This is a genomic window from Pontibacter cellulosilyticus (genome assembly GCF_014306105.1).
Lineage (GTDB): Bacteria > Bacteroidota > Bacteroidia > Cytophagales > Hymenobacteraceae > Pontibacter > Pontibacter cellulosilyticus.
Map to the genome: position 1 here is coordinate 423,563 of NZ_JACRVF010000003.1, position 24,173 is coordinate 447,735.

Here is a 24,173-nt window from a genome sequence, read left to right on the forward strand (position 1 = left end):
AAGACCGGCACAACATCAAACAAACAGAAGCAAACCATGAAAAAGGCGTTTAATATTGTACTGGCTGCAGGTATACTTTTCTTTGCAAGTTCATGTATGGAAGACAGTGGCACCTCTTTTGAAACAGAAGAGTCTAACAATGATGAAAGAGTTAATCCTAACCATATCAGACCATACTCTAGTCTCGACTCTTTATCCCGTATGATACAAATGACCACAGCTACTGTACCAACCAACGGGCAATTAGCCACCGAAATGGTTAAGGCTTATTACATATCAGACCAAGACGCAAGTGGCATAATAGAACAATTCAACCTTAATCAAACCACTAGAATGGTTGGCCAGGCAGGAGACATAATAGATGAGTCCAGTGCAACAGACCCAAGAGAGCAGGAAAGTATGGTAACAGTACAGGACAGCCTGAACGAAGTAACTGGAGACAAAAACACCGAAAGCGCGAAGCCGGAACAAAACAACCCCAACCAGAAAACCACAACAGGCACACAAAAACAGTCCGATACAAGCAAGAAGACGAACAAGCAATAAGTATAGCAAAGCATAAGAAAGGCAGACCGTAAATTCATACACGGGCTGCCTTTCTTTTTTAACTATCTTGATATATCTTTCAGGACTAATATTTTGAGGCTGGCATACTTTTTGGCAGTTCTGGACGTAGTAAAGAAGTCCTACGATTAAATGCTGCTTATCAACCTATACTAAATGCTTCGTTTCCCCCTACTTTTCAGCTTTGTCTGTCTGATGCTTTTTGTAAGCCTGCCTGCGCAGGCACAACGGAAGTTACGGGTAAGCGGAACCGTAGTGCAGGCCGATAAAAAAACACCCATTCCCGGTGCCAGCGTCATTAAGATCAACTCAAGTTTAGGAGTAGTTTCAGACGAGCAGGGCAAGTTTGTAATAGATGTGGCGCAGGAAGACACCCTGATGATTCGTGCCATTGGTTTTAAGCCACTTTTATACCTGCCTAAGCCTGTACCTGTTTCCGAGATCAGGGTAAATATTGTGTTGCAGGAGGATAGCGTAATGCTTGGCGAGGTAGAGGTAACGAGCCGCCCCTCTCCTGAAATGATACAGCGCGCCCTGCGCAACATGAAGCAAAGCACCACTAGCCAGGCCAAAAAGCCAGGCTACATACCGGGCTTAGAACCACCCCCACCCCCAGAAGCAGCCCCTGCCACCATCATGAGTCCGGCCACTTTCCTGTACGACCTGTTATCACGGGAAGGCAAGGAGAAGCGCAAATTACAGGAACTGATCATTTTACAGGAGCTTGAGCGTTTGCAAAAAGAACGGGAGGCATACAACAAGTTTTTTAAGGATAACAAAGGCTACGAATAAAGCCAAAGCGCCTGCAGCAAACTGCAGGCGCTTTGGCTTTAGGGACGGTGCAGACGACGAAGTAGATTCCTAAACCTTTTTTTACAGCAGGGGTTAAACAAAACAAAAGAAGCGCACATGAAGATTGGATACCCCTGCATAAACGAATCACTGGATTGCACCTCTTCCCGCACATTCAGGTTAGCATCTTATACAGAAGAACGTCTTATTGAAACTGTAGAGCAAAATCTAGCCTGCTTGCGACGCATTCTGGAGTATAATGTACAGCATGGGCTGCTTTTCTTCAGGCTCACATCCGGTTTAGTGCCCTTTGCCTCGCACGAGGTGAACAAGTATAACTGGCAAGAGCATTTTAAGATGACATTTAGGCGGCTGGGTAGTTACATCCGAAATAACAACATGCGCATCTCTATGCATCCCGATCAGTTTGTGGTGCTAAACTCCCCGAACGAGCAAACGGTAAAGAACAGCATAGCCGAGCTGGTGTACCAGGGCAGCGTACTCGACCTGATGGGCCTTGACACTACTGCCAAACTGCAGATACACGGCGGCGGCGCCTACGGCGATAAAGCCTCTGCCCTGAGCCGCTTTTCCGAAGTATACCACACCATGTTACCCGATGCTGTAAAAGCCCGACTCTGTGTAGAGAACGACGACCGCACCTATTCTCTAAGAGACTGCCTTTACCTACACGACCTCACTGGTATGCCTATTATTTTTGACAACCTGCACCACGAGTGCGTAAACAACGGTGAACCAATGCGTGAGGCAGTTGAGATGGCTGCCGCTACCTGGCAACCAGAACGAGACGGTATACTGATGATGGACTATAGTTCGCAAGCTCTTGGAGAGCGCAAAGGCAGACATACGCAAAGTATACAGGAGCAACTTTTCCATGATTTTCTGATTGAGACTGAGGGTCTAGACATGGACATCATGTTAGAGATCAAGGACAAAGAAGACAGTGCCCTCAAAGCTCTAAAGCTGGCGCAAGCGTTAGGCCGGGCCTAAAACAAGTCCGCTATTATGTGGTAAGCCCACTCCGCCAGTTCCCATAGTGCCCAAATTAAAAGTATAAATAGCACCAGTATCCCAATACCTACGCCAATAATTATATTCTTGCCACTGCCCTGGTATTTGCCTTCTTCGTAGTGTTCCCGCATCATACGAACATTACGCTCATTGGCTTTAAAGAAAAAGTCGAAGATGTTACCTAGTATAGGTATACTTCCTATAATAGTATCTAAAGCAATGTTCAGCAGCATTAGCACAACCAGTTTATTGCTCGCACCGTGCCTCGCCATGGTCATCACGATAGTGGCAGAAACAGCAAATGACGCAAGATCTCCAGCCACTGGAATAAATCCAAGTATAGGATCTAAGCCAAATCTGAAGTTAGTGCCCGGAAACCTGAACTGGTTATCCATCAGCTTCACCATGTGCTCCACCCACTTCAGCTTCTCGCTGCGAGGCGTGCGGGTATAACGACTGTTATATTCTACCATAAGCGCATATACGGCAGCTTGCAGTTAAAGATATTAGCAAGACAATATTCCCAAACTTCAACACTGATGGCACAGGTTTTACCCTCGTCTTCTTTTTGCAAAAGACTTGTTTCTCTTCTTCTGCTGCTTTCCAATGCTTTTAGAGCTGTTCCACTTTTTATTTTTGCTTTCTTGCCGGCCATTATTAAAGCGCATGCTTCTCCCATCATCATCAACCAAAATAGCTTTATTGCTTCTGCTAAGGGGCGAACATGAAGCAACCATAGCTCCTACTGCCAACACAAAAAATCCTTTTGTAAAAAACCGCATAAATAAACTGTTTATTCCTGCCCAGACAAGGGCAATTCTACAAATAGTGTTTTAACAGTGTATTTATACTTTATAATTTCACAATGGTTTTATCCAATTTAAATTTCTCTATATTTTGTTTTACAAATAGCCTTAGCCAAGCATAAAGGCATAAAAAAAGCACCTAAACCTAATGGCTAAAGTGCTTTTCTAAAGATTAACTGGTAAGCTACTTTTTCTTTTTACCGTTGCCCTTACCTGTTGGCTTACCCTTTTGCTTGGTATGGCCCGGATTGGTTGTGCTTGGGTGATGCGGGTTGTTCGGGTTTTTATACCACCCTTTGTGCAAGCCATTGTCTTTTTTGCCGCTTTCTATGCGTACCTGTTTTCCGTCTACTACAACAACACGGCCATTACTGCCAGTGCTTTTTTTAGAAGATGAGCAAGCAGTCATTGACAACACTGCAACTACAATCAAAATACTTGTGCTTAATGTAAAATTCATAAAAGAATTGGTTTCTGATACCGATGAACGGCAAAACTACATCTCTCTGTATAACTTAATAAACACATTGCAAAGATTCTTGAATAAGAATTAACTCAACTGCATTAAGTACAAATTAGACAAATAGGAAGAAGATGAACATTGATCATATTGAGGATTAACTCATTGCACTAAAAAAGAAACCCTTAAACAAAAGAGCCTCTTATGCAGAGGCTCTTTTGTTTATAATAATATCATAAGCTTATCTTCCAAAGTCATCCTGCAGCCTGACAATATCCTCTTCATCAGAGGGTTGTGTTGCATCAGTGTGGCGCCAGATTTCGGCAAGTACGCCCCAGTCGTTAAGTCCGACTAAACGGTGGCGTTCGCCCTGCTTTAAAGTTATTAAAGATTCAGGAGATAATCGCTGCAATTCACCTTCTTCGTCTGTATCGCTGGTAACCACGCCTACCTCGCCTTTTAGCACTTTCCAAATCTCAGCACGGCGGTGGTGGTATTGCCACGACAGTCTTTTGTCAGGAGCTACAACCAAAATCTTAGGGCTAAGCTTTCCGGATATTTTCAGGTCCTCTACTGGTACCTGGTTGAAGTATGTTTCTGCAAACTTTGGTGCCTGGGCTTCATCTATTACAAAAAAACCACCCCAAGGCCTATTTAAATCTTTTTTTTCGATATAAAAGCCCTGGCTGGCAAGTTGTTTTTCTACCTCGCTAAACAACGTTTGTTTATCTTCTGCTAAACTCATCATATAAGGGTGTCTCTTCAGGGTGTATTGTTCTTGGTATTAAGTTTAAACAATACTAGCTCTTATAATTTTTGTTACTACGGAACGTAGTAATTTAGTTAAAACATCAGCATGCACAACATCTTTCAGCAGCTTTTTAGTGAAAACGGTACTGCACAAAAAAAGATAAAGCACAAAAAAGCGCCAGCCGACACAATGTCAGCTGGCGCTTTTTATAATTGGTGGAGATGCAGGGATTCGAACCCTGGTCCAGACAAGGAAACCGTCGTGCCTTCTACATGCTTAGACGCTAGTTGGATTGTCGGGAGATTGCGGGCCTAGGTCAAGCCTATGCGCACTCCTTAGATGCTTAATTTCGCCTGTGCACCGCACCTTTACACAGACTAGTAAATCGGATCGAAGCCTCTGATGTGCAAGCAGATTTACGAAGCCTGCACGAGACTATGGCTAGTGCTTAATACCTAGATTAAGCAGCCATGGCGTAGTTATATTCGCCAGTTATTGTTCGAACGAATTTTTAACAGGTGGTACGTTCATCACCCAACATGCTTACACGCAATCTGCACAAGCTGTCAATTCCGGTCATCCCCAATAAATAAAGAACGAATTCTTGTTATTTATACTTCAAGAAGTATGCCACAAATGTATAAAATTTGCAGCACACTTCTATCCGTTTTTCAGTTAATTAACACTTAAATATCGTTTCAGGTTTCAGATTTCTAAAGTTTTGCCTATAAAGTTTTGCTCCAGTCAAGCATAGCAATATAAAGCTCATCTATACTTATTTTTGGGTTCACTTTGTAAAGCGAGATCAGCTTTTGATTGAAGTCTCCGAACCGGATAAAACCCCTACTCTTCTCCATCTGGCGCTCCATTTTGGGTATAAAGGTGGCATTGTCTTCGGCAGAAAATTTATCCAGGCAATAAAGGGAGTAAATGGCCCATGTCATGTATTCTTTAAAAACATGGTCAGGCGAAGCATAAGCGCTAGTACCAGAAACAGCATCGTTTACCCATTTCGATCTATCTGTAAACGCCTGGTTTACCTGCTCAGGATACTTCTCCGCTACCGGATTCACAAAGTTGTGGTCTATCTCTGTAAATACGACACGCGTATTGCTCATCTCGTTTACTTTCGCATTATACTTTGGGCTTAGCTTTGCACGGTTTACGAACATAACGGTCTGGCTAAAGCCATTGTCTTCGAAACTCATGGTAGAGTGAGCGCCACCTACCAGCGGCGAGAACGTGACACGGTAGTTGCCATACTTGAACCCGAATTTTTCTTCCAGCCACTCCTGCTGCTGGTCTATTGGGTTTTGAGAGCGATACATCTGAATAAGCTCATTGTAGTATGGCTGGTGCTGCTTATAAAATTCCCTGAAATTCGATTTCCTGGCAAAGTCTTCGATCAACGCGCGGTTGGCAAGAATCGGATCCTCAGGATAGTTAAAACCCATTTTCCTGATGAAGCCTTCGTTCTTTATGTTGCCTTTCTTATCGAACACGTAGGCGCAGGCATTCATTTTCATGCCATAGTAATACCAATAGCTGTCTATGTCCTCTGGTTTAGTAATGTGTTTATTAACCACATCCATAACCGGGTGGTTTTTGTATGGGGAGAAATGCGCCATCACTTCTTTGTAGTAAGGCGTAGTCATATCAACCATATTAGAATCCTGCTGCCCTACATTTGAGATAGCCGTTAAGATATTAGCGAGCTCATGCACTTCGGGCACCTCTACACTAAACTTGCCCTGGTGCTCTCGGATATACTTCTTCGTGAAGTTCGTGTTCTTAGGCACTCCCACGATTTCGGTAAGCTTTTTTTCTTTACCTGTCTGCTGCACATAGAAGTGCACAGTTTCACCTTCTTTTATATGAAAGAAGATCGAGTCAACGTCTGTTATAAAACCTACTTTATTTACCTTCAGTTTACACTCTACTTGCAGCCTGGACGGTTCAGCGTCAGGAGACACTCTCCAGTCAGAGCGCCTGTCGGTATCATTTACTACATAAGTAAAGTTGTCTGTATTAGATTTTATGCTTGGCAGTTCCTTTACCTTCTGTGCATAGCTGGCTGATGCGCCAGTTACTAACATCAACGCCAATGCGTATTTCTTTAAGCTTTTCATAAAGTTTTATTTTGAGATTGGTATTATTTAGCGGCTAATTTCTGGTCTTTCAGGTGCTTCAGGGCACGCTCCAGCACAGGATCTTTTTTCTGGATGTAGTCCTGCAGGGTCATCTTCACCTCTATGTCTGGTTTCACACCGTAGCCCACAAACTCACGGCCATCCGGGTAAGTGTCTTTTTTGGTGCAGATGCGGGCATTGCCACCGCCAGGCAACTCAAACATAAAAGGCTGGCCCGTGCTGCCATTAGAGTTCTCCCCTATCTTGGTCATGTGCTTTTGATTATCGGCATAGATCAGGAAATCTTCGGCTGCTGATGTAGTTTTATGCCCAATAAGTATGGCGGTTGGCACAATAACTTTTTCACTTTGCTGGACTTTATTGTGGGCTGGATTGTAGTCAAACTCATACATCAGTCTGTCCTGAAAAGCGTTCAGCGACTTGGCGGCAAACTCACTTCCAACGGTATCTTTTGGCGCCGTAAATACACCCCAGGCTTTAAAACTGGCTAGGTGCTGGCGCGTAGAATTTTTAGAGCCATAAAGCAGTGTGTCAGGACTCAGGTAATCCAGTATCTGACGGCCTATACTTGTAGAGCCGCCGCCATTATAGCGAAGGTCAATGATCAGGGCTTTGGCTTTGCGCAGCTCAGGCAGCTTCTCTAAAAACAGCTGGTTAATTTTAGGATCGTGAAAGGCGTTTAGTGCCAGGTAAGCTGTTTCATTCGGGTACCACTTCAGGTCTAGCAGCTCACGTTTCTCAAGCACCGGGTATACTTCCTGCTCTGTAGTTTTGGCATGGGTCAGCGTCAGGCTCTTTACCTTACCTTTTGGAGTTCTGTACTTGATGTCATACTTCTCTCCTACCAGGCCTCTCAGCATATTTTCAATAGCCCAGTCCATCAGTACATAATCCGTAGAGGATGAGATGTAAAGCAGTACATGCTGCTTTAGGTAGGCATTGGTTGGTTGTCCGTTTACTTCAATGATCTCGCTACCCACCGGCACTTCGTCTTTAGCGCTCAGGTTGATTCTGGTTATAATGGCTTTGTTATCAATGTTGCTAAGGAAGAGTTTATACTTGCCGAATGTGTTTTTGTGAATCAGCGAATCTATACTTTTCGGAAAGTAGATGTTGGTGTGACCATCATTCAGCAAGGCACAGAATTTCTGCAACTCCCTGTAATACTCATAATCATTTTTCGTAGCCTGGACTGTAGTTATAGCCTCACGGTAGGCATTCTCCCACTTGCTGCGGTCCACTTTGTTTAGGTACACAAAGTTATAGTTTACCTCCTGCCAGAATTTAGACAAGCCGTATACTTTGTCGGCTGCAGAAAGGGTGTTAGGAACCTGTGCATGTGCAACAACTGCTAAGAGCAACAGCAACGGGAATAGAAATTTTTTCATGGTTATATTTTATACTAATGGTTGGATACTATTCAGTTCTAAGTGAAGTAACCGGATTAGCTACTGCAGCTCTTACTGCATGGAAGCTAAGCGTGAACAGTGCAATAATAATTGTGGTTATAAAGGTGCCTGCAAAAATCCACCAGCTAACTTCGGTGCGGTATACATAGCCGTTCAGCCATAGCTGCATAACATACCAGCTCAGTGGCAGCGCGATAAGATTAGCAATCAGCACCAACTTCAAGAAATCCTTGCTCAGCATGAACACGATGTTTGCTACCGATGCGCCCAATACTTTTCGGACACCTATTTCCTTGGTGCGTTGCTCGGCTGTAAACAAGGCTAAACCAAACAAGCCCAGGCAAGAGATGATAATTGCTATTACTGCAAAATATGTGGTCAGCTTGCCCATAATGGCTTCGCTTTTGTAGATCTTCTCATAATCATCGTCCAGGAAATGATACTCAAATGGGAAAGCTGGATTGTGTCGCTTTATAACTCCCTCAACTCCAGCAAGTGCATCAGTGGTTTTTCCTGTAGCAATGCGGGCAAACAGAAACTGAGAACCAGACCCTAAAGTGATGATAATTGGCTGCGTGTTTACCTGTGCAGGCGAAGTATGAAAGTTCTTTACAACCCCAATTATTTTTCCCCTTTCATCATCCTGACCAAGCCATTCTCCTACCGGATTTTGTAACTGCATCAGGCGGGCAGCTTCTTCGTTTATAATGTAATTGGCAGTATCGGTACCAAACTCTTTGGAGAACGTGCGGCCCTCTTTCAGCTTGATATCCATTGTTTCAATAAAGTGATAGTCTACCCACAGCCTGCTGAATAGGATATTGGTATCAGGATCTTTACCTTCCCACTCAAAGTTACCGGTAGAGTTTCCAACATAAAGTGGCACTTCACTTCCTGCGGACACACCTGTTATACCCGGCACCTGCTGCAAATCACGCTTTACTTGCTCATACCTTTTGTTTAGCTCGCCTTCCAATGGCAGATACACCACGTTATCCCTGTTCATGCCTATGTCTTTTGTGCGGATGTAGTGCAATTGCAGGTAAACAACCAGTGTGCTGATAATAAGCAAAGCCGAAAGTATAAACTGAAACACCACAAGCCCTTGTCGGAAAACGGCTACGCGCTTATTTAATTTAACTGTGCCTTTAAGCACAACTGCCGGATTAAAGGAGGAAAGGAAAAGGGCAGGATAACTACCAGAAATCAATCCTGTAAACAAAGCCACACCCAGCAGCAAAAGTATAAGAGACGGATTGCTTAAATCAAATGAAATGGCTTTGCCTGTAAGCTCATTAAACTGTGGCAACACCATACCAGCAATGTTTAAAGAAAGGAACAGCGCCAGAAAAGCCACCAACACCGACTCGACCATAAACTGCCCTATAAGTGCAGATTTGCTTGCGCCTATTGCTTTGCGTACACCTACTTCTTTAGCGCGCTTTGCAGAGCGTGCCGTGGCCAAGTTCATGAAGTTGATGCAGGCAATTACAAGTATAAACAGGGCAATAACCGAAAAGAGACGTACGGTTTCAATCTTACCACTTCCTTTCGGGTTGCTTTTGAAGTCACCGTAGAGGTACATGTCTGCAACGGGTTGTACAAACAAATCTATGTGCGTGTCCTCCTGATATTTCTTGATGAAGAATTCAATCTTTTTGTTAAAAGCCGCTACATCGGCACCTGGTTGTAGCTGCACATAAGATCTTATGCCATTGTTGCCCCACTCCTTCAACCAAGCCATATCCGGCTTGCTTAGCAGGTCCTGCATCGGCATCAAAAAATCAAATTGAATTGAAGAGTTCTCCGGCACGTTAGCCAACACACCTGTTACTCTGTAGCTTTCCTTGTTATCTACCTTGAGCAGTTTACCTACTGCTGCATCAGCACTTCCAAAAATATTTTCCGCCATCTCCTGCGTTAGTAATACAGATTTTGGCTGGCTCAGCGCCTGGTTGGCATCACCGTGTAGCAGCGGAAACGAAAACATCTGCAAAAACTCCGGATCTACATAGCGGCCAGTCTGCTTCAGGGTTTTGTCGCCGTAGTTGAAGAGCATCTGGGTATCCCAAAAAATACGCGCTGCACGCTTTACTTCTGGCAGATCTGCTTTCAAAGCCTCAGCTAACGGTCCTGGATTAGCCGAAGTGATAAGATCATCGTTTCCTGGGTAGTGCTGTACCTCCATCACCCTATACAGATCATCTATGTTACTATGATATTGATCAAAGCTCAGTTCGTCCTTCACCCACAGCATAATCAGGATGCTGCACGTCATCCCCAGCGCTAAACCTGATATGTTGATCAAAGAGAAAACCTTGTGGCGCATTAGGTTGCGGTAGGCCATTTTGAGGTAGTTCTTAAGCATAGCTTTAAATTTTATCTGGTACAGGTATAAATCTTCTTTTTGGAGTGTAACAAGTATAACTTCACTCTCTGTAATCTGTATCAAGAAATTAAGATGCCAATTTTAAACATCATTGATTATCAGTTATTTACACAAATAAAGAATTAGAAAGTGTACGCTTCCGATACACATTTCAGGAGAACACCTGTGCGGTTGTGACACAGCTTTTTCAGGAGCCGAAAGACATAAATTGTACTGAGGCAATTTGGAGCATGAGCCAGCAAAGCAGCTTGAATGAAGACAAGTATTAAACTCCGGATAAATTACTTAAATTCGGTATCTGAACCAGAATAACTTGCACGATGGCTACAGGAAAAACCGGTAGAATTTTAGTTGTTGACGATGAAGCAGACGTGCTTTTCGCCATGAAGATGCTGTTGAAAACAGAGGTAAAAGAGGTGGTAACCGAGAAAAACCCGGATAACCTGATGAGCCAGCTGTCGAAGGAGAAGTTTGATGTCATTTTCCTGGACATGAACTTTAAGAGTGCTCTTAACACTGGCAACGAAGGTCTGTTTTGGCTGCGCCAGATTCTGGGAAAAGACAAAGACGCCAAAGTCATACTTATCACAGCTTACGGTGATGTGGAATTGGCTGTAAAGTCGCTGAAGGAGGGTGCTTACGATTTTATAGTAAAGCCCTGGCACAACGACAAGCTGCTGGAAACACTGCATAATGCACTGCAGGCAAAGGGGCAAAAGAAGAGTGAAAAATCAGCTGCCAATACAGGCCATACCACTATACTTGGCGAATCCGAAGCAATACAGGATATACTTTATAAGATAGATAAAATTGCCCCTACCGAGGCTAACGTACTTATACTTGGCGAGAACGGAACAGGCAAGGAACTGGTAGCACGCGCCCTGCACGAGAAATCTTTTAGAGCCAACCAACCTTTTGTAAGCGTAGATGTGGCAGCACTTACCGACACTTTATTTGAGAGTGAGTTATTCGGCTTTAAGAAGGGTGCTTTTACCGATGCCAAAGAAGATCGCAAAGGCCGCTTTGAGGCAGCAGATGGTGGTACGCTGTTTCTGGATGAGATCGGAAATATCTCGCCTGCCATGCAAGCCAAACTGCTGACGGTGCTGCAAAACAGGCAGGTAACGCCACTAGGCTCCAATACACCCATTCCTGTCGATATACGTCTAATTTCTGCTACCAACGAGCCCATTTACGAACTGGCTGCTAAAAACCTTTTCCGCAAAGACCTTATTTACCGCATCAACACTGTAGAAATAACCTTGCCGCCGCTGCGTGTCCGCGGTAATGATGTGGAACTGCTGGCAAGACATTTCGCCGGAATCTATGCACAGAAAAACCATAAGCCTGTACCTGAGTTTGCCCCTGCTACCCTGCAAAAGCTAAAGCAACACAGTTGGCCTGGCAATGTGCGTGAGCTGCAACATGCCGTGGAGCGTGCCATCATACTTGCCGAGGATAATGTGTTGCAACCGCAAGACTTTAGCTTTTCGCCTATGGAAATGGCACCTGCTGCACAGTCTGTACCTGCTTTTGCCGCAGATACAAATATGCCGCTACACGAAATAGAACGCGAAACGATTCGCCGCGTGATCGAGAAGAACAAAGGCAACATTTCTAAAGCTGCTAAAGAACTTGGCCTTACCCGCACTGCCCTTTACCGCCGCCTGAACAAGTATGATATCTAAACGACTGGAGCTCGGGCTGTTTGTCCGGTTTATACTTTTGCTGGGCATGATGTACGTTACGGTGCAATACCTGACACAGTACACCTGGCTGCAGGTTACATCGGGCATACTAATCATGCTGGCGCAGCTTTGGGAGATAGCACGTTACGTAACCCGCAGCAACAACGAACTGGCTAAGTTCCTGGAGGCTGTGAAGCAGCGTGACTTTTCGCAGCGATTTAATGAGAATACAAACTCTTCGCTGCAGCAACTCCATCGCGCCTTTAATCTAATAAATAACACATTCAAACAACTACAGATAGAACGGGAGGCGCAGTTCCAGTACATGCAAACCATACTGCAGTTGGTGGATACCGGCATTATGGCCGTTGACACAGAGACGGGGGAAGTAGAATGGGTGAACGATGCCTTTAAAAAGATGCTGGGCCTGCCTCACCTCAAAAGTATAGATAACCTGGACCGGCGCTACCCTTCCCTGCATAACTCGCTGCAAAGTATAAAGTCAGGAGATAGCACACTCGTAAAACTGAAGTTACCCTCGGGTCAGTCGCAGGTGCTGGTTTCGGCAACGGCCTTTACCATGCAGCACCGTGATCTGCTGCTGGTTGTAATTAAAAACGTAAGCGCTACTGTAGATGCCACCGAAACAGAGGCCTGGCAAAAGCTGTTACGTGTGATGACGCACGAAATTATGAACTCCGTGGCTCCCATTGCCTCACTAGCCGATACTTTAGGAAAACATTTGCACATGGAGCGTGAGCGCTATACTTCTGAGCCCGATGTACCTGTAGATGTGGAAGTGCTGGAAGACACCGAAGAAGGGATCGGTATCATCAAGAAACGTAGCGAAGGACTGTTGCGCTTTACACAGTTTTACCGCAACCTGAACAAGTCGCAACAGCTTAACCTCACTACCATTTATGTTGAGGAGCTTTTCAAAAGTATAGATACCCTGATGCGACCACGCCTGAAGGCAGATGGCATTGAGTATATCTGCAAAGTATCTCCTCCGGACCTGACCATAACCGGTGATGTAAATCTACTGGAGCAAGTGCTCATCAATCTGATCACGAACGCCCAGCGCGCGGTGCTGGAGCGGCCATCGCCGCAGATAATACTTGTGGCTGGGCAGCAGGATGGAAAAGTAACGATTGAAGTGCACGATAACGGCACTGGCATTCCGGATGAAATCCTGGAGAACATTTTTATCCCGTTCTTTACCTCCCACAAAGAAGGTTCCGGCATTGGCCTTAGCTTATCAAAGCACATCATGCTGCTGCACAAAGGCACTATTCAAGTCGAGAGCGAAGAAGGCGTGGGCAGCACATTTAAGTTGGTGTTTTAAGCTAGATTCTGAGAAATTTGCAGGGTTCTCCTCCTCTGAGGAGTTAGGGGAGGAAACACTATATGCTTCACCTGCTTGCACACAAGATCCTTTCAGGATGACGAAAGAAATACTTGGCTTTCTGGCGCTAGTCTTCAGACTCGTGTCTTCAAGTGGTGTAGAGTCAGAGACTCTACTGGGACAGAGGCCCAAGTATAACCGATCACGAGCGAGGACGCTCGCGCCATAGTATGGCAAAGTAAAGCTTAGAGCTTAGCAGCCCCATCTCTTCAATTCTGCCTTTTAAACACATCAAGCTTATATAGCTAAATAATTATTTTTACTTTTGGCGCTTGAAACGACCTTACTCACCACCTCTACTATGAAAAAGCGCTACCGCTCTGAAAGCAACTGCTTAAACTGTGAAGCAACTGTAACGGGTAACTTCTGCTCGGCATGCGGACAAGAGAACCTGGAACTGCATGAGAACTTTCTGCACCTGGTAATGCACAGCGTTGGGCACTACTTCCACTTAGAATCGAAGTTTTTTAAAAGCATGGTGCCGCTTTTAACCAAACCAGGCTACCTGACGAAGGAATATTTTGCTGGAAAACGGGCCTCGCATCTTAACCCGATCAGCATGTACATCTTCATCAGCATCCTGTTCTTTTTCCTCTTCACAGCTAACACAAACATCAACAAGAAAGGAATACTAAAAGACGGTGCTGCAGAAAAAACTGCTACGGCACAGACGGAAGCTAAAAAAGCAGAAGCTTTAGCTGACAAAAAAACATTCCAAAAGATAGTTAGTAATGTCACTCCTGCACCGGCAATTGCCAACAACATCAGCAACGTTAAAAAAGGAGCAAACGGAAAAGAAGAGATTACTTTTGGCGAGTTCAACATCCCCCTCCACACCTTCAATGCCAAATATAGAAAGGTAAAGAACGATAAAGTGCAGTTTGAGCTTTTCTTAAACAAGCTGATAAGCCATCTGCCTAAAGTCATGTTTATCCTGCTGCCACTCTTTGCCCTAATCCTGAAGTTGGTTAATATCAGATCAAAGAAGCTTTATGCGGAGCACCTGATTTACTCGATTCATGTACATTCGTTCCTTTTCCTGTTTGGCTCTATCCTTATCATTTTAAAGTGGTTGCTTCCTTTTGTGTCTGGCTGGGTACAAATGCTGGGTGTGCTTGTGATGCTTTGGTACATCTACCGGTCAATGCGAAACACCTACCGGAGCACACGCTGGCGCACTGTTTATAAATGCATGCTGCTGTCCTTTGCCTATACTTTTCTGCTGTTCCTGAGCAGCTTAGCGGTAGTTATTGCCACACTGTATTCTATGTAAGCTTAACTCCAATAGCTTCATTTTGGCTATGAATTAAATTTATTGTGCATCAGCAATACAGTTTGTAATAGAGCAAAGGCTAAAGGATTTAACTATTCTCTGTTGCCTCCGTTCATATTCTCATAAGTATAATAAGTACTTAAACCTGAGCATTATGGCGGCCCAAAGTCTACAGCAGCAAGTAGTTAATACACTGGCCACAGCAGATGTAAAAATCAACGGGCCCGACCCGTGGGATTTGCAGGTGCACGACAAGAGGTTCTATAAGCGCATACTTACAGACGGAACGCTGGGCCTCGGCGAGTCGTACATGGATGGCTGGTGGGACTGCCAAAGTATAGATCAGTTTGTGTTTAAGGTGCTGCGTGCTGATCTATATAAAAAGGCGAACCTTGGCTGGAGATCGGTGCTGCAGGTGCTGCTGGCAAAGCTGCTGAACATGCAGGCCAAAGGCAAGGCCGCCCGCAACGCACAACGCCACTACGACATCGGCAACAAACTGTACGAATTAATGCTGGACCGGCGCATGACCTATAGCTGCGGCTACTGGAAAGGCGCTGATAACCTGGATCAGGCGCAGGAAAACAAACTCGACTTAATTTGCCGGAAGTTATACTTGCGGCCCGGACAACGGGTGCTTGATATTGGCTGCGGCTGGGGAAGCTTTGCCGGACTTGCCGCCGAAAAGTATGGCGCCGAGGTAGTAGGCATTACTGTTTCGAAAGAGCAGGCGGCGCTGGCCCGGGAGAGGTACAAAGGTTTACCTGTTGAGATTCGCCTGCAGGATTACCGCGACATAAACGAGCAGTTTGACCATGTGGTATCGGTGGGAATGTTTGAGCATGTGGGATACCGCAACCACCGAAAGTTTATGCAGGTGGCGGCCCGTTGTTTAAAAGATGACGGCCTGTTTCTGCTGCACACCATTGGCCATAACTACTCCAGAACTTCAGCCGATCCATTTACCGACACCTACATCTTCCCGAACTGCCTTATACCTTCTGTTAAGCAGCTAGGCGCAGCCATGGAGCACATCTTTAAAGTGGAGGACTGGCATAACTTCGGCCCCTACTACGATAATACCTTAATGGCATGGTTTGACAACTTTAACCGCAATTGGGACCAGTTGCAGGGCGAGTACGGCGAACGCTTTTACCGCATGTGGAAGTATTACCTGCTTTCCAGCGCAGGCTCATTTAGAGCTCGCAACAACCAATTGTGGCAACTGGTATTGTCTAAGGAAGGGATCGCAGGAGGGTATACAGCAGTAAGGTGATGTAAAGCATAGCAAATAAGTATAAAGTATAACTTGTAAGCTTTTACTTTAGCATGAAGCGCGCAGAGGTTACTTCATGCGGTGTTATGAGGCGGCCAATATAAGCCCCGGCTCTAAACTTTTCCTTTTTAAGTTGATACACAAAATGCTCTCCTGCCTGCCCTGTTCCCTCTGCTAATACCTCAAGCACATCGCCTTGCATGTTCAGGATCTCCAGTTTATAGCGGCCATCCTGCCTCAGTGTAAAACTTAAATCTGTTCTAGAGTTAAATGAGTTGGGTGATGCTTTTAGCTCCAGCCGCTCTACGCCAATCTCTTCGCCAAGCGTAGTGGCTTTTCCAGAATTGCTACCTGATTTAGGGCTTTCTTTACCCTGTTGCTGTTGCGCTTTATTTGCCCAGGTCGCCATATCAGCTTTTCCCTCCTGCCCAAACACAAACTCAAGTCTCGACAGAAAAGCCAAAAGCAGCAGCAGCTTAATAAATGGTCCGACGTGCTTTCTCATAACGTATAGGTTGGAATTGATTTTGCTTTCTTTCAGCATTTAAATATAGCTCCACCTCTATACTTTATTGCAGGAATAAAAACTCTGGCAGGTAACGTTTAAACATCAGCTTTTAACTGCTCATACATTAAAACCTCACCGCCTTAGACGCCATTAATGCAATAATTTCAGGGAACAAATGGTGTAAAAGGTAACATATCCGCTTTATTATATTTATCACTATACCTGACAAATGCCTTTTTAAAAGCAAAAAAGCATAAAAAAAGTATAATTAAAACAACACCTTCTAAAACACTATTACAAAAGTCGCTATCTTATTAAAAGCTAATAAGGCAGTCAAGGGCAAAACGAATTGTCTCTTGCCGGTGTTCTTTAACTAGAGAAGCTCCTGCCGTGGATAAGTATCTGGAAAACTACTGGATAAAAAGCACTCCCATCTCAGCTTCAGATTGATTATCTTTGTAGTAATGGAAAATTTCGTAGTATCAGCGCGTAAATACCGCCCAAGCACATTCGATAGTGTGGTGGGGCAGCACCATATAACCAATACCCTTAAAAACGCCATCAGCAGCAAGCATTTGGCGCAGGCCTTCCTTTTCTGCGGACCGCGTGGTGTAGGTAAAACCACCTGTGCCCGTATTCTGGCTAAAACCATCAACTGCCAGAACATTACTCCGGAAACAGAGGCTTGCAACGAGTGCGAATCTTGCCGCAGCTTTAACAGCAACAGTTCGTTCAACATACATGAGCTAGATGCTGCCTCTAATAACTCTGTAGAGGATATCCGTAACCTGGTGGAGCAGGTGCGTTATGCACCGCAAACGGGCAAGTATAAGATCTACATCATAGATGAGGTGCACATGCTCTCGAATCAAGCCTTCAACGCTTTCCTGAAGACCTTGGAGGAGCCGCCATCTTACGCAATTTTTATACTTGCCACCACAGAACGCCACAAGATCATCCCGACTATACTTTCACGTTGCCAGATCTTCGATTTCAACAGAATTCGAATCGAGGACATGGTACGCCACCTGGGCAACATCGCCACAAAAGAAAGTATACAGGCCGAGCCGGATGCCCTGCACCTGATCTCGCAGAAGGCCGATGGCGCCCTGCGCGACGCGCTTTCCATTTTCGACCAGATGGTTACTTTCTCAGGCAGCAATGTGACTTACAAGGCTACCGTAGAGAACCTGCACATACTTGACTACGATTACTACTTCCGGTTAACAGACCACCTGCTGGACCAGAACCTGGCTGGCTCGCTGCTGCTGTTTGATGAAATCCTGAAGAACGGTTTTGATGCCCATAACTTCCTGATTGGTATTGCAGAGCATTTCCGTAGTTTGCTAGTTTGCAAAGATGCGCAGACAATACAGCTGCTGGAGGTATCAGATAACATCAAGGCGAAGTATGCGGAGCAGTCGCAGAAGTCTAGCGTATCGTTCCTGCTATCGGGTCTGAACCTAGTGAGCACCTGCGACACTAATTATAAAAGCAGCAAAAATCAGCGTCTGCATGTAGAGCTGTGCCTGATGAAATTGGCACACCTGAATGCAGCCCTGAGTTTTGCACAAGACGGAGCAGAAGCAAAAAAAGCTAAGGTAGCGGATAAGGCACCAGCCTCTACCGGAAATACAGGTGCCATACCTTCTGCTGCCATGCAGCCTGCCCATAACCAGGGCACGGTGCCATCGCAGCAGATGCAACAGCCAACGCCAGGTAGTGTACCATCCGAGCGTATGCAGCCTCCGCACACGCCTAACCATGTGCCGTCGGAGGGGCTACAACAGCCACCTAAACCGCAAGAGGTAACACCTGATGCACATATTGCTCCTCCAAAGGCACAGGCTGTTCCGGAACAGCCGCGCTCTAAAGTGCAGCTGCCTCCGCCTAAAAAGCTAGGCAAGCTGCCAAGCCTGAAAGACCTGCAGAATCAGCAGACAGCTGTTGCCGATGTGGCCGTAGCCGAGGAGGAAGAGGATACAACTTATGGTGCTATTGTTCCGATAGATGAAGCTAAGCTGAAAACAGTTTGGCATGCTATCCTGCGCCGCAAGAAGGCGGAAAATATGATGGAGTTCACCCTCCTGAACCGCCAGTACCACATCAGTGCCGACAACGAAGTTATACTTCACCTGGAGAACCACGTGATGATGGACCAGTTCACGGCCATTCGTCCGGAGATACTGCGCGAACTGAAGGCACAGACCGGCAACCGAAGTATAAAACTGAGGGCAGAAGTGGTAGAAGTGCAGGATGAAGGGCGAAAACTGTATACTTCGCAGGACAAGTTTAACTACCTCGCCGAGAAATACCCGGTAATCGTCGATTTAAAACAGCGATTTGGCTTAGATACAGATTTTTAAATCAGTAATACTGTATCTTCGTATAGTTACATCATCACTAATTAACAGAACTATGATAATCAAAAAGGGAGTATCTCTGTTTTTGATTGCGTTGGCATTTACATTCACGCAATGTAAAAATGAAACCTATCAAACGCAGTCAACAGCTCAAACTACCGCACCTGCTGCTACAGCTACAGCCGAGAAAGAGTATAAATACGAAACGGTTCCTAATGATCCGCTTAATGCCCGTATTTATACTTTAGACAACGGTTTAAAAGTATACCTTTCGGATTACGAGGAGGCACCGCGTATTCAAACGTACATTGCCGTGCGTGCGGGCTCTAAAAACGACCCTGCCGATGCTACCGGCCTGGCGCATTACCTGGAGCACATGGTATTTAAAGGCACTAGCGAACTGGGTACCATGAATTGGGAAAAAGAAAAAGTAGAGCTAGATAAGATCGAAGCCCTTTACGAAAAGTATAGAGCTACCAAAGACGAGGCTGCCCGCAAAAAGATCTATGCCCAGATCGACTCAGTGTCTGGAGTAGCCGCTACTTACGCAATTGCTAACGAATACGATAAGATACTTAGCGCTATCGGAGCCAAAGGCACCAACGCTTATACTTGGGTAGACCAGACGGTGTATGTAAACGACATCCCGAGCAACCAGATGGAGCGTTGGATTGAACTGGAAGCTGACCGTTTCCAAGACATGGTTCCCCGCATTTTCCATACGGAGCTTGAGGCTGTGTACGAAGAGAAAAACCGTAGCCTAGACAGTGACGGCCGTAAAGTGGCAGAAGTGATCAACACAGCACTTTTCCCAACGCACCAGTATGGCACTCAGACGACCATCGGTACTATTGAGCACTTAAAGAATCCTTCTATCACTGAAATCAAGAAGTACTACAACAAGTACTATGTTCCGAACAATATGGCCATTGCCATGAGCGGAGACATTGATTTTGATAAGACTATCCGCCTGATCGACAAATACTGGGGTGGCATGGAGAAGCAGCCTGAGCCTACGTTTAATGTAGCCCAGGAGCAACCAATCCAGCAGCCAATCGTGAAAGAAGTGCTAGGTCCGGATGCTGAGAACGTATCTATCGCCTACCGCTCACCGGGCATTAATACAAAAGATGCGCTAGTTGTACAGATGATCAGCAATTTGCTTTACAATGGCTCAGCCGGACTAATCGACCTAAACCTGAACCAGCAGCAGAAAGTACTGCAGTCGTATGCCTACGACACGCCGATGAAAGACTATGGCACGTTCAGAATGACAGGTATGCCACGCCAGGGACAGTCACTCGACCAAGTGCGTGATCTGTTGCTGCAGCAGTTGGATATGATCAAGAAAGGCACCTTTGATGAGTCGCTGATTCAGGCTGTGGTGAATAACGACAAGATCAACACCATGAAGGCGTATGAAGACAACAGTAACCGTGCTGATGCCTTCGTTACTTCGTTTATCTATGAGATGCCATGGCAGAAGTTCGTAACCCGCCAGGAAGAATTTGCCAGCATCACGAAACAGGATGTGATGAATGTGGCAAACAAGTACTTCAACAACAACTATGTATTAGTGTACAAGCGCACTGGCAAAGACCCTAACGCTCAGAAAGTAGAGAAACCTGCCATTACGCCGGTAGCCGTTAACCGCGATGCGCAATCAGATTACTACAAGCAGTTTATGGCGAAGGAAGTACAGCCACTGCAGCCAGTATTCATCGACTACAAAAAGGATATAACTGAGACTTCCCTGAAGCAGAATATCCCGCTGCTGTATACTAAGAACAAAGACAATGGCTTGTTCCAGCTATACTACATCCTGGATATGGGTACCAACAACGACCAGAAGTTGGGCATGGCCGTGAACTACCTAAAGTACCTGGGCACCGACAAGTATACAGCCGAAGAGCTTCAGAAGGAGTTCTACAAGCTGGGCACTTCATTTGATGTGTTCTCTTCCGGTGATCAGGTGTATGTAAGCTTATCTGGTTTGGATGAGAACTTCGAGAAAGGCCTGAACCTGTTTGAAAGCGTACTAGCTAACGCTAAACCAGATCAGCAGGCATTAAATGACATGGTTGCTGGTATCCTGAAAGCCCGTGCCGATGCCAAGAAAAACAAAGGCGTTATTCTGCAGCAGGCCATGGTAAACTATGCCAAGTATGGCGCTAAAAATCCATTTAACACCGTACTGAGCGAGAAGGAACTGAAGGCCATGAAGCCGCAGGAACTGGTGAACATCATCAAGAGCATCCCAACGTACGAGCACCGCGTGCTATACTACGGTCCACGTGAAACAGACAACCTGGTAGCTACCCTGAACCAGGGCCACATGGTGCCAGCCAAACTAAAGCCAGTACCAGCCGAGAAAGTATACACTGAGATTGATTTTAAAGAACCAACGGTTTACTGGGCAGATTATGACATGGTGCAGGCTGAAATGTTATTCCTGAGCAAGTCGGTGCCTTACAGCAAAGACATTATTCCGGTGGTGCGCCTGTACAACGAGTACATGGGTGGCATCGTGTTCCAGGACCTGCGTGAGTCGAAGGCCCTTGCCTACTCTACTTACTCATTTTATAGCCCTGCTGCCAAGAAGGACCGCGCCAATTACTTAGTGTCGTACATTGGAGCACAGTCGGATAAACTAGCTGAGGCGATGGCTGGCATGCAAGCTTTACTTACAGACATGCCACTGGCAGATGCGAACTTCCAGAATGCCCGCGCCGCTTTGCGCAACAGCATCTCTACGGAACGTATTACCAAAGCAGGCATCCTGTTTGACTACGAGCGTGCAAAAAAACTAGGCCTGAACTACGACATCCGCCAGGACGTGTACCAGAGCGCCAACTCCATGACCTTTGACCAGATGAAGGAGTTCCAGCAGAAGTATGTAAAAGGCCAGCCACAGGCTATACTTGTGATCGGCTCTAAAGACAAGCTGAACTTCAAAGCGCTGGAGAAGTATGGAAAAGTGAAGCAGCTGGATCTGAAGACCTTGTTTGGGTATTAGTAGATTATAGAACTTGAATACAAGATAAATTAAAAAGGGCAGCTATGTATGGCTGCCCTTTTTAATTTTATACACTTCTGGTGCCTCTTTGTCTGAGAGTGCTTCAGCATTTGTAACCCTTTTGTAATCACTCTCCGGAGATTATCTCATACTGAATAGGCTTAAAAGCATAATTGTTAGACTGCTCTGCAGAGCATGCGGTTAAACCTACAATTAAATCCATTTTAGCCTCCAGTAACATATAGTCGCCTGCTTTGCTTAGCGGCGGGTCTACTGAAAGCGTTCCATCCGGTGAAAACTGCACATTCATGAAAATGTTAAAGGCAGTAGGAATGTCATCAGGGGCAATGCCATACTTGCTTAAGTTAGTGTGCAGGTTCTCAAAGCAACTTGGGTGATACTCAGGGTTTTTATACATGATCTGGAAAGTCTCGGGGCTGCAGGGCGCCAGCAAAAAATCGTTGCGCCCATTCGTATCCTCCAATATTTCCATCATTTTCCGGCTGCGGTTACTCCAGAGGTGGTGCCCTTTGGTTATCAGTATCGTTTCCTCAAAGTCGAGCGTTTTGCCTGATGACAGCTTCTCGCGCAAGTCTTCTGCGTTGAACAGCACTATATCACTTACCTGCTCCCCCTGCGGATCTATTACCTTGAGCCTGTCTCCTTTCCGAAGTCTAAAGGCTGCCCCAGTCTGTTTTTCTATTGTGTTAATCATTCTCCTTTTTTGTTTGATGCTTGAACGCGACATGAAACGGGCACTTCCAACTTTCATCTACCTGCCGGCCACTGTATTGAGGTGCCTCTAGTCCTTCTCCGAAGTTACTCAACATCGGATTGATGGAGCCATCATAAGCTTCCTCACGCTCCCGAATTACCTTTTGCATGTTTTCATACACTCCTTTCTCACGTAGCTGCTCAAACTGGCGGTGCAGATTAAATGCCATGGCCGTATGTGTAAACCTTCTGGCTCTGCGACTGGCCTTAGCATGCAACCCTACTACAAAAAAGGCAGTCCCGTTAAAGCTAAAGCTAAAATCGCTGTCTTCAGGGTTGTTACTTACTTCAGGGTCCCAGCGCTGCAGGTGTTTTTCGCTGTCGTGCAGTCTTTGAAGCTGCTGCCACAACTTCTGCTCAAAATCTAACTCAGAGGCAGGTTCGTCGGTAAACACAGCAATCAGTGTCATATATTCGCTTTCGGCAGATAGGGTTTCTGTTGTGTAGTTTTTCAGGTCTTCTCCTAATTGGCGGGTAGTTTCATCGTCACCCATACTACCATACACACCAATACGGTATTGACTTGAGTTTAAGGCTGCCTTGGCTCCTACACAAGGATAATCTGCATCATTAAGCTTCTCAGTTATGCTCGTATGTATTTCTGTAAGCTGTTCATCCGGGCAATCATTCAGTTGCTCAGGTGTAAAATAAGTTTGTTGTTTTATGTTATTTGCAGACATAATAAAATCTTAAGTAATGCCACTCAGCTACAGTTCGTATGCAGAAGGCATGGATTCTGTGTTACGGCGAAACAATACTTTAAGATAAGTTCCGACAGCAGTTTAGGTACGTTTTGAAAGTACTTTTAAAGATGCTGGCCATAATCTAATTTCTTTATCTTACTCACTATCACTATAAAGTATAAGTATAAACCTGATTGCCTGGTATTTGTTAACAACCTTACTTTTTATGGAAAAACCTCTCCATAACATAAGCTGTGCTTTTGTAATGTACCCAAAACAGAAGACGAACTTTCGATATCAGAGGAGTATGATGACCAGTAGAGTTGGAGCTAAGTATACCATTTGGATGTTAGGTTATACTTTAATTCATAGACTGTGAAAACTAGGGCAGCCAAATATAGTTGGCCGTTAGTTTTTTGTCTTGCTTGTACTAACAGGGACCAAAAAAGTTATAGATAAAGCCTTAGTTAGTCTACCTCCTGCTCGCGTTCGTCTAATTGTGAAACAATATGTTACGATATTTTCTACTTTAGTACAAGGCAGAACTGATTATTAAACAGTACATACTTTGATCATATATGGAGAATAAAATGACCTACACTAAATCAATACTATTTTTTGTTTCAGGCATCATTTCAGTTGCCACTTCATATCTATTGGGCGGCAAAAGCGATTTTTATGGCTTCTTGATTGGCTATGGTTATACTGCTGTAGTTAGTGGCTTGGTGGGAATACTGTATGTGTACACGAGGAAACAGAATCTCAAAAAGCAGGTAAAGGGGTAGTGCATCATTGTTTTAAATTTACTCATAGCAAAACTGTGAAACTCTGCTG

Annotated in this window: 19 protein-coding genes and 1 other RNA gene; 9 read left to right on the forward strand and 11 right to left on the reverse strand. The window is 45.1% G+C overall.

What is annotated here, in order from left to right; translation table 11 throughout:
* The first annotated feature begins 36 nt into the window (after positions 1-36).
* The 3 genes from H8S84_RS12680 (at position 37) to uvsE (ending at position 2,367) form a co-directional block, all read left to right on the forward strand.
* Positions 37-546 (forward strand): hypothetical protein, encoded by a 510-nt coding sequence (locus H8S84_RS12680; RefSeq protein WP_187067707.1) that lies wholly within the window; start codon positions 37-39, stop codon positions 544-546.
* 174 nt (positions 547-720) lie between these two features.
* A complete protein-coding gene (locus H8S84_RS12685) occupies positions 721-1,356 on the forward strand; it encodes a carboxypeptidase-like regulatory domain-containing protein (protein WP_187067708.1) in 636 nt (211 codons plus the stop codon).
* A gap of 117 nt (positions 1,357-1,473) precedes the next feature.
* Positions 1,474-2,367 carry a UV DNA damage repair endonuclease UvsE gene (gene uvsE / locus H8S84_RS12690; protein ID WP_187067709.1) on the forward strand — a complete coding sequence of 298 codons (894 nt, stop codon included), beginning with the start codon at positions 1,474-1,476 and terminating at the stop codon, positions 2,365-2,367.
* Here uvsE and H8S84_RS12695 read toward each other — a convergent pair.
* The 8 genes from H8S84_RS12695 to H8S84_RS12730 form a co-directional block, all read right to left on the reverse strand.
* Positions 2,364-2,861, reverse strand: a complete 498-nt coding sequence (locus H8S84_RS12695) for a DUF4112 domain-containing protein (protein WP_187067710.1) — start codon at positions 2,859-2,861, stop codon at positions 2,364-2,366. The genes uvsE and H8S84_RS12695 overlap by 4 nt on opposite strands.
* On the reverse strand, positions 2,855-3,073 hold the full coding sequence (locus tag H8S84_RS12700; protein WP_187067711.1) for a hypothetical protein: 219 nt from the start codon (positions 3,071-3,073) through the stop codon (positions 2,855-2,857). Before H8S84_RS12700 ends, H8S84_RS12695 begins: the two co-directional genes overlap by 7 nt.
* 305 nt (positions 3,074-3,378) lie before the next feature.
* Entirely contained in the window at positions 3,379-3,654 is a 276-nt protein-coding gene (locus H8S84_RS12705; protein ID WP_187067712.1) for a hypothetical protein, read from the reverse strand.
* Between the two features lie 241 nt (positions 3,655-3,895).
* A complete protein-coding gene (locus tag H8S84_RS12710) occupies positions 3,896-4,399 on the reverse strand; it encodes a cupin domain-containing protein (protein ID WP_222621657.1) in 504 nt (167 codons plus the stop codon).
* A 219-nt stretch (positions 4,400-4,618) separates the two neighbouring features.
* Positions 4,619-4,989: a transfer-messenger RNA gene (gene ssrA, locus H8S84_RS12715) on the reverse strand.
* 141 nt (positions 4,990-5,130) lie between these two features.
* On the reverse strand, positions 5,131-6,534 hold the full coding sequence (locus H8S84_RS12720; protein ID WP_187067714.1) for a DUF4932 domain-containing protein: 1,404 nt from the start codon (positions 6,532-6,534) through the stop codon (positions 5,131-5,133).
* 23 nt (positions 6,535-6,557) lie between these two features.
* Positions 6,558-7,943, reverse strand: a complete 1,386-nt coding sequence (locus tag H8S84_RS12725; protein ID WP_187067715.1) for a S41 family peptidase — start codon at positions 7,941-7,943, stop codon at positions 6,558-6,560.
* Positions 7,944-7,971: 28 nt separating this feature from the next.
* On the reverse strand, positions 7,972-10,332 hold the full coding sequence (locus H8S84_RS12730; RefSeq protein ID WP_187067716.1) for an ABC transporter permease: 2,361 nt from the start codon (positions 10,330-10,332) through the stop codon (positions 7,972-7,974).
* 341 nt (positions 10,333-10,673) lie between these two features.
* Between H8S84_RS12730 and H8S84_RS12735 the strand changes: the two genes are divergently transcribed.
* The 4 genes from H8S84_RS12735 (at position 10,674) to cfa (ending at position 15,995) form a co-directional block, all read left to right on the forward strand.
* The gene (locus H8S84_RS12735) at positions 10,674-12,041 is read left to right on the forward strand and encodes a sigma-54-dependent transcriptional regulator (protein WP_187067717.1); all 1,368 of its coding nucleotides are present in this window, start codon (positions 10,674-10,676) and stop codon (positions 12,039-12,041) included.
* On the forward strand, positions 12,031-13,386 hold the full coding sequence (locus H8S84_RS12740; RefSeq protein WP_187067718.1) for a sensor histidine kinase: 1,356 nt from the start codon (positions 12,031-12,033) through the stop codon (positions 13,384-13,386). Before H8S84_RS12735 ends, H8S84_RS12740 begins: the two co-directional genes overlap by 11 nt.
* A 361-nt stretch (positions 13,387-13,747) precedes the next feature.
* Entirely contained in the window at positions 13,748-14,719 is a 972-nt protein-coding gene (locus H8S84_RS12745) for a DUF3667 domain-containing protein (RefSeq protein ID WP_187067719.1), read from the forward strand.
* A gap of 154 nt (positions 14,720-14,873) precedes the next feature.
* The gene (gene cfa, locus H8S84_RS12750) at positions 14,874-15,995 is read left to right on the forward strand and encodes a cyclopropane fatty acyl phospholipid synthase (protein ID WP_187067720.1); all 1,122 of its coding nucleotides are present in this window, start codon (positions 14,874-14,876) and stop codon (positions 15,993-15,995) included.
* A gap of 43 nt (positions 15,996-16,038) precedes the next feature.
* On the opposite strand, the gene H8S84_RS12755 is transcribed toward cfa, so the two are convergent.
* Positions 16,039-16,500: a hypothetical protein gene (locus tag H8S84_RS12755; RefSeq protein ID WP_187067721.1), complete on the reverse strand. Its 462-nt coding sequence runs from the start codon at positions 16,498-16,500 to the stop codon at positions 16,039-16,041.
* Positions 16,501-16,967: 467 nt separating this feature from the next.
* On the opposite strand from H8S84_RS12755, the gene H8S84_RS12760 reads away from it, so the two are divergent.
* Positions 16,968-18,869, forward strand: a complete 1,902-nt coding sequence (locus tag H8S84_RS12760; RefSeq protein WP_187067722.1) for a DNA polymerase III subunit gamma/tau — start codon at positions 16,968-16,970, stop codon at positions 18,867-18,869.
* Between the two features lie 52 nt (positions 18,870-18,921).
* Complete coding sequence (locus tag H8S84_RS12765; protein WP_222621652.1) at positions 18,922-21,882, forward strand: M16 family metallopeptidase; 2,961 nt, start codon at positions 18,922-18,924, stop codon at positions 21,880-21,882.
* Positions 21,883-22,009: 127 nt separating this feature from the next.
* On the opposite strand, the gene H8S84_RS12770 is transcribed toward H8S84_RS12765, so the two are convergent.
* The gene (locus tag H8S84_RS12770) at positions 22,010-22,597 is read right to left on the reverse strand and encodes a DUF1989 domain-containing protein (protein WP_187067723.1); all 588 of its coding nucleotides are present in this window, start codon (positions 22,595-22,597) and stop codon (positions 22,010-22,012) included.
* Entirely contained in the window at positions 22,590-23,336 is a 747-nt protein-coding gene (gntA, locus tag H8S84_RS12775) for a guanitoxin biosynthesis heme-dependent pre-guanitoxin N-hydroxylase GntA (protein ID WP_187067724.1), read from the reverse strand. The genes H8S84_RS12770 and gntA overlap by 8 nt, the downstream gene beginning before the upstream one ends.
* Positions 23,337-24,173 lie beyond the last annotated feature (837 nt).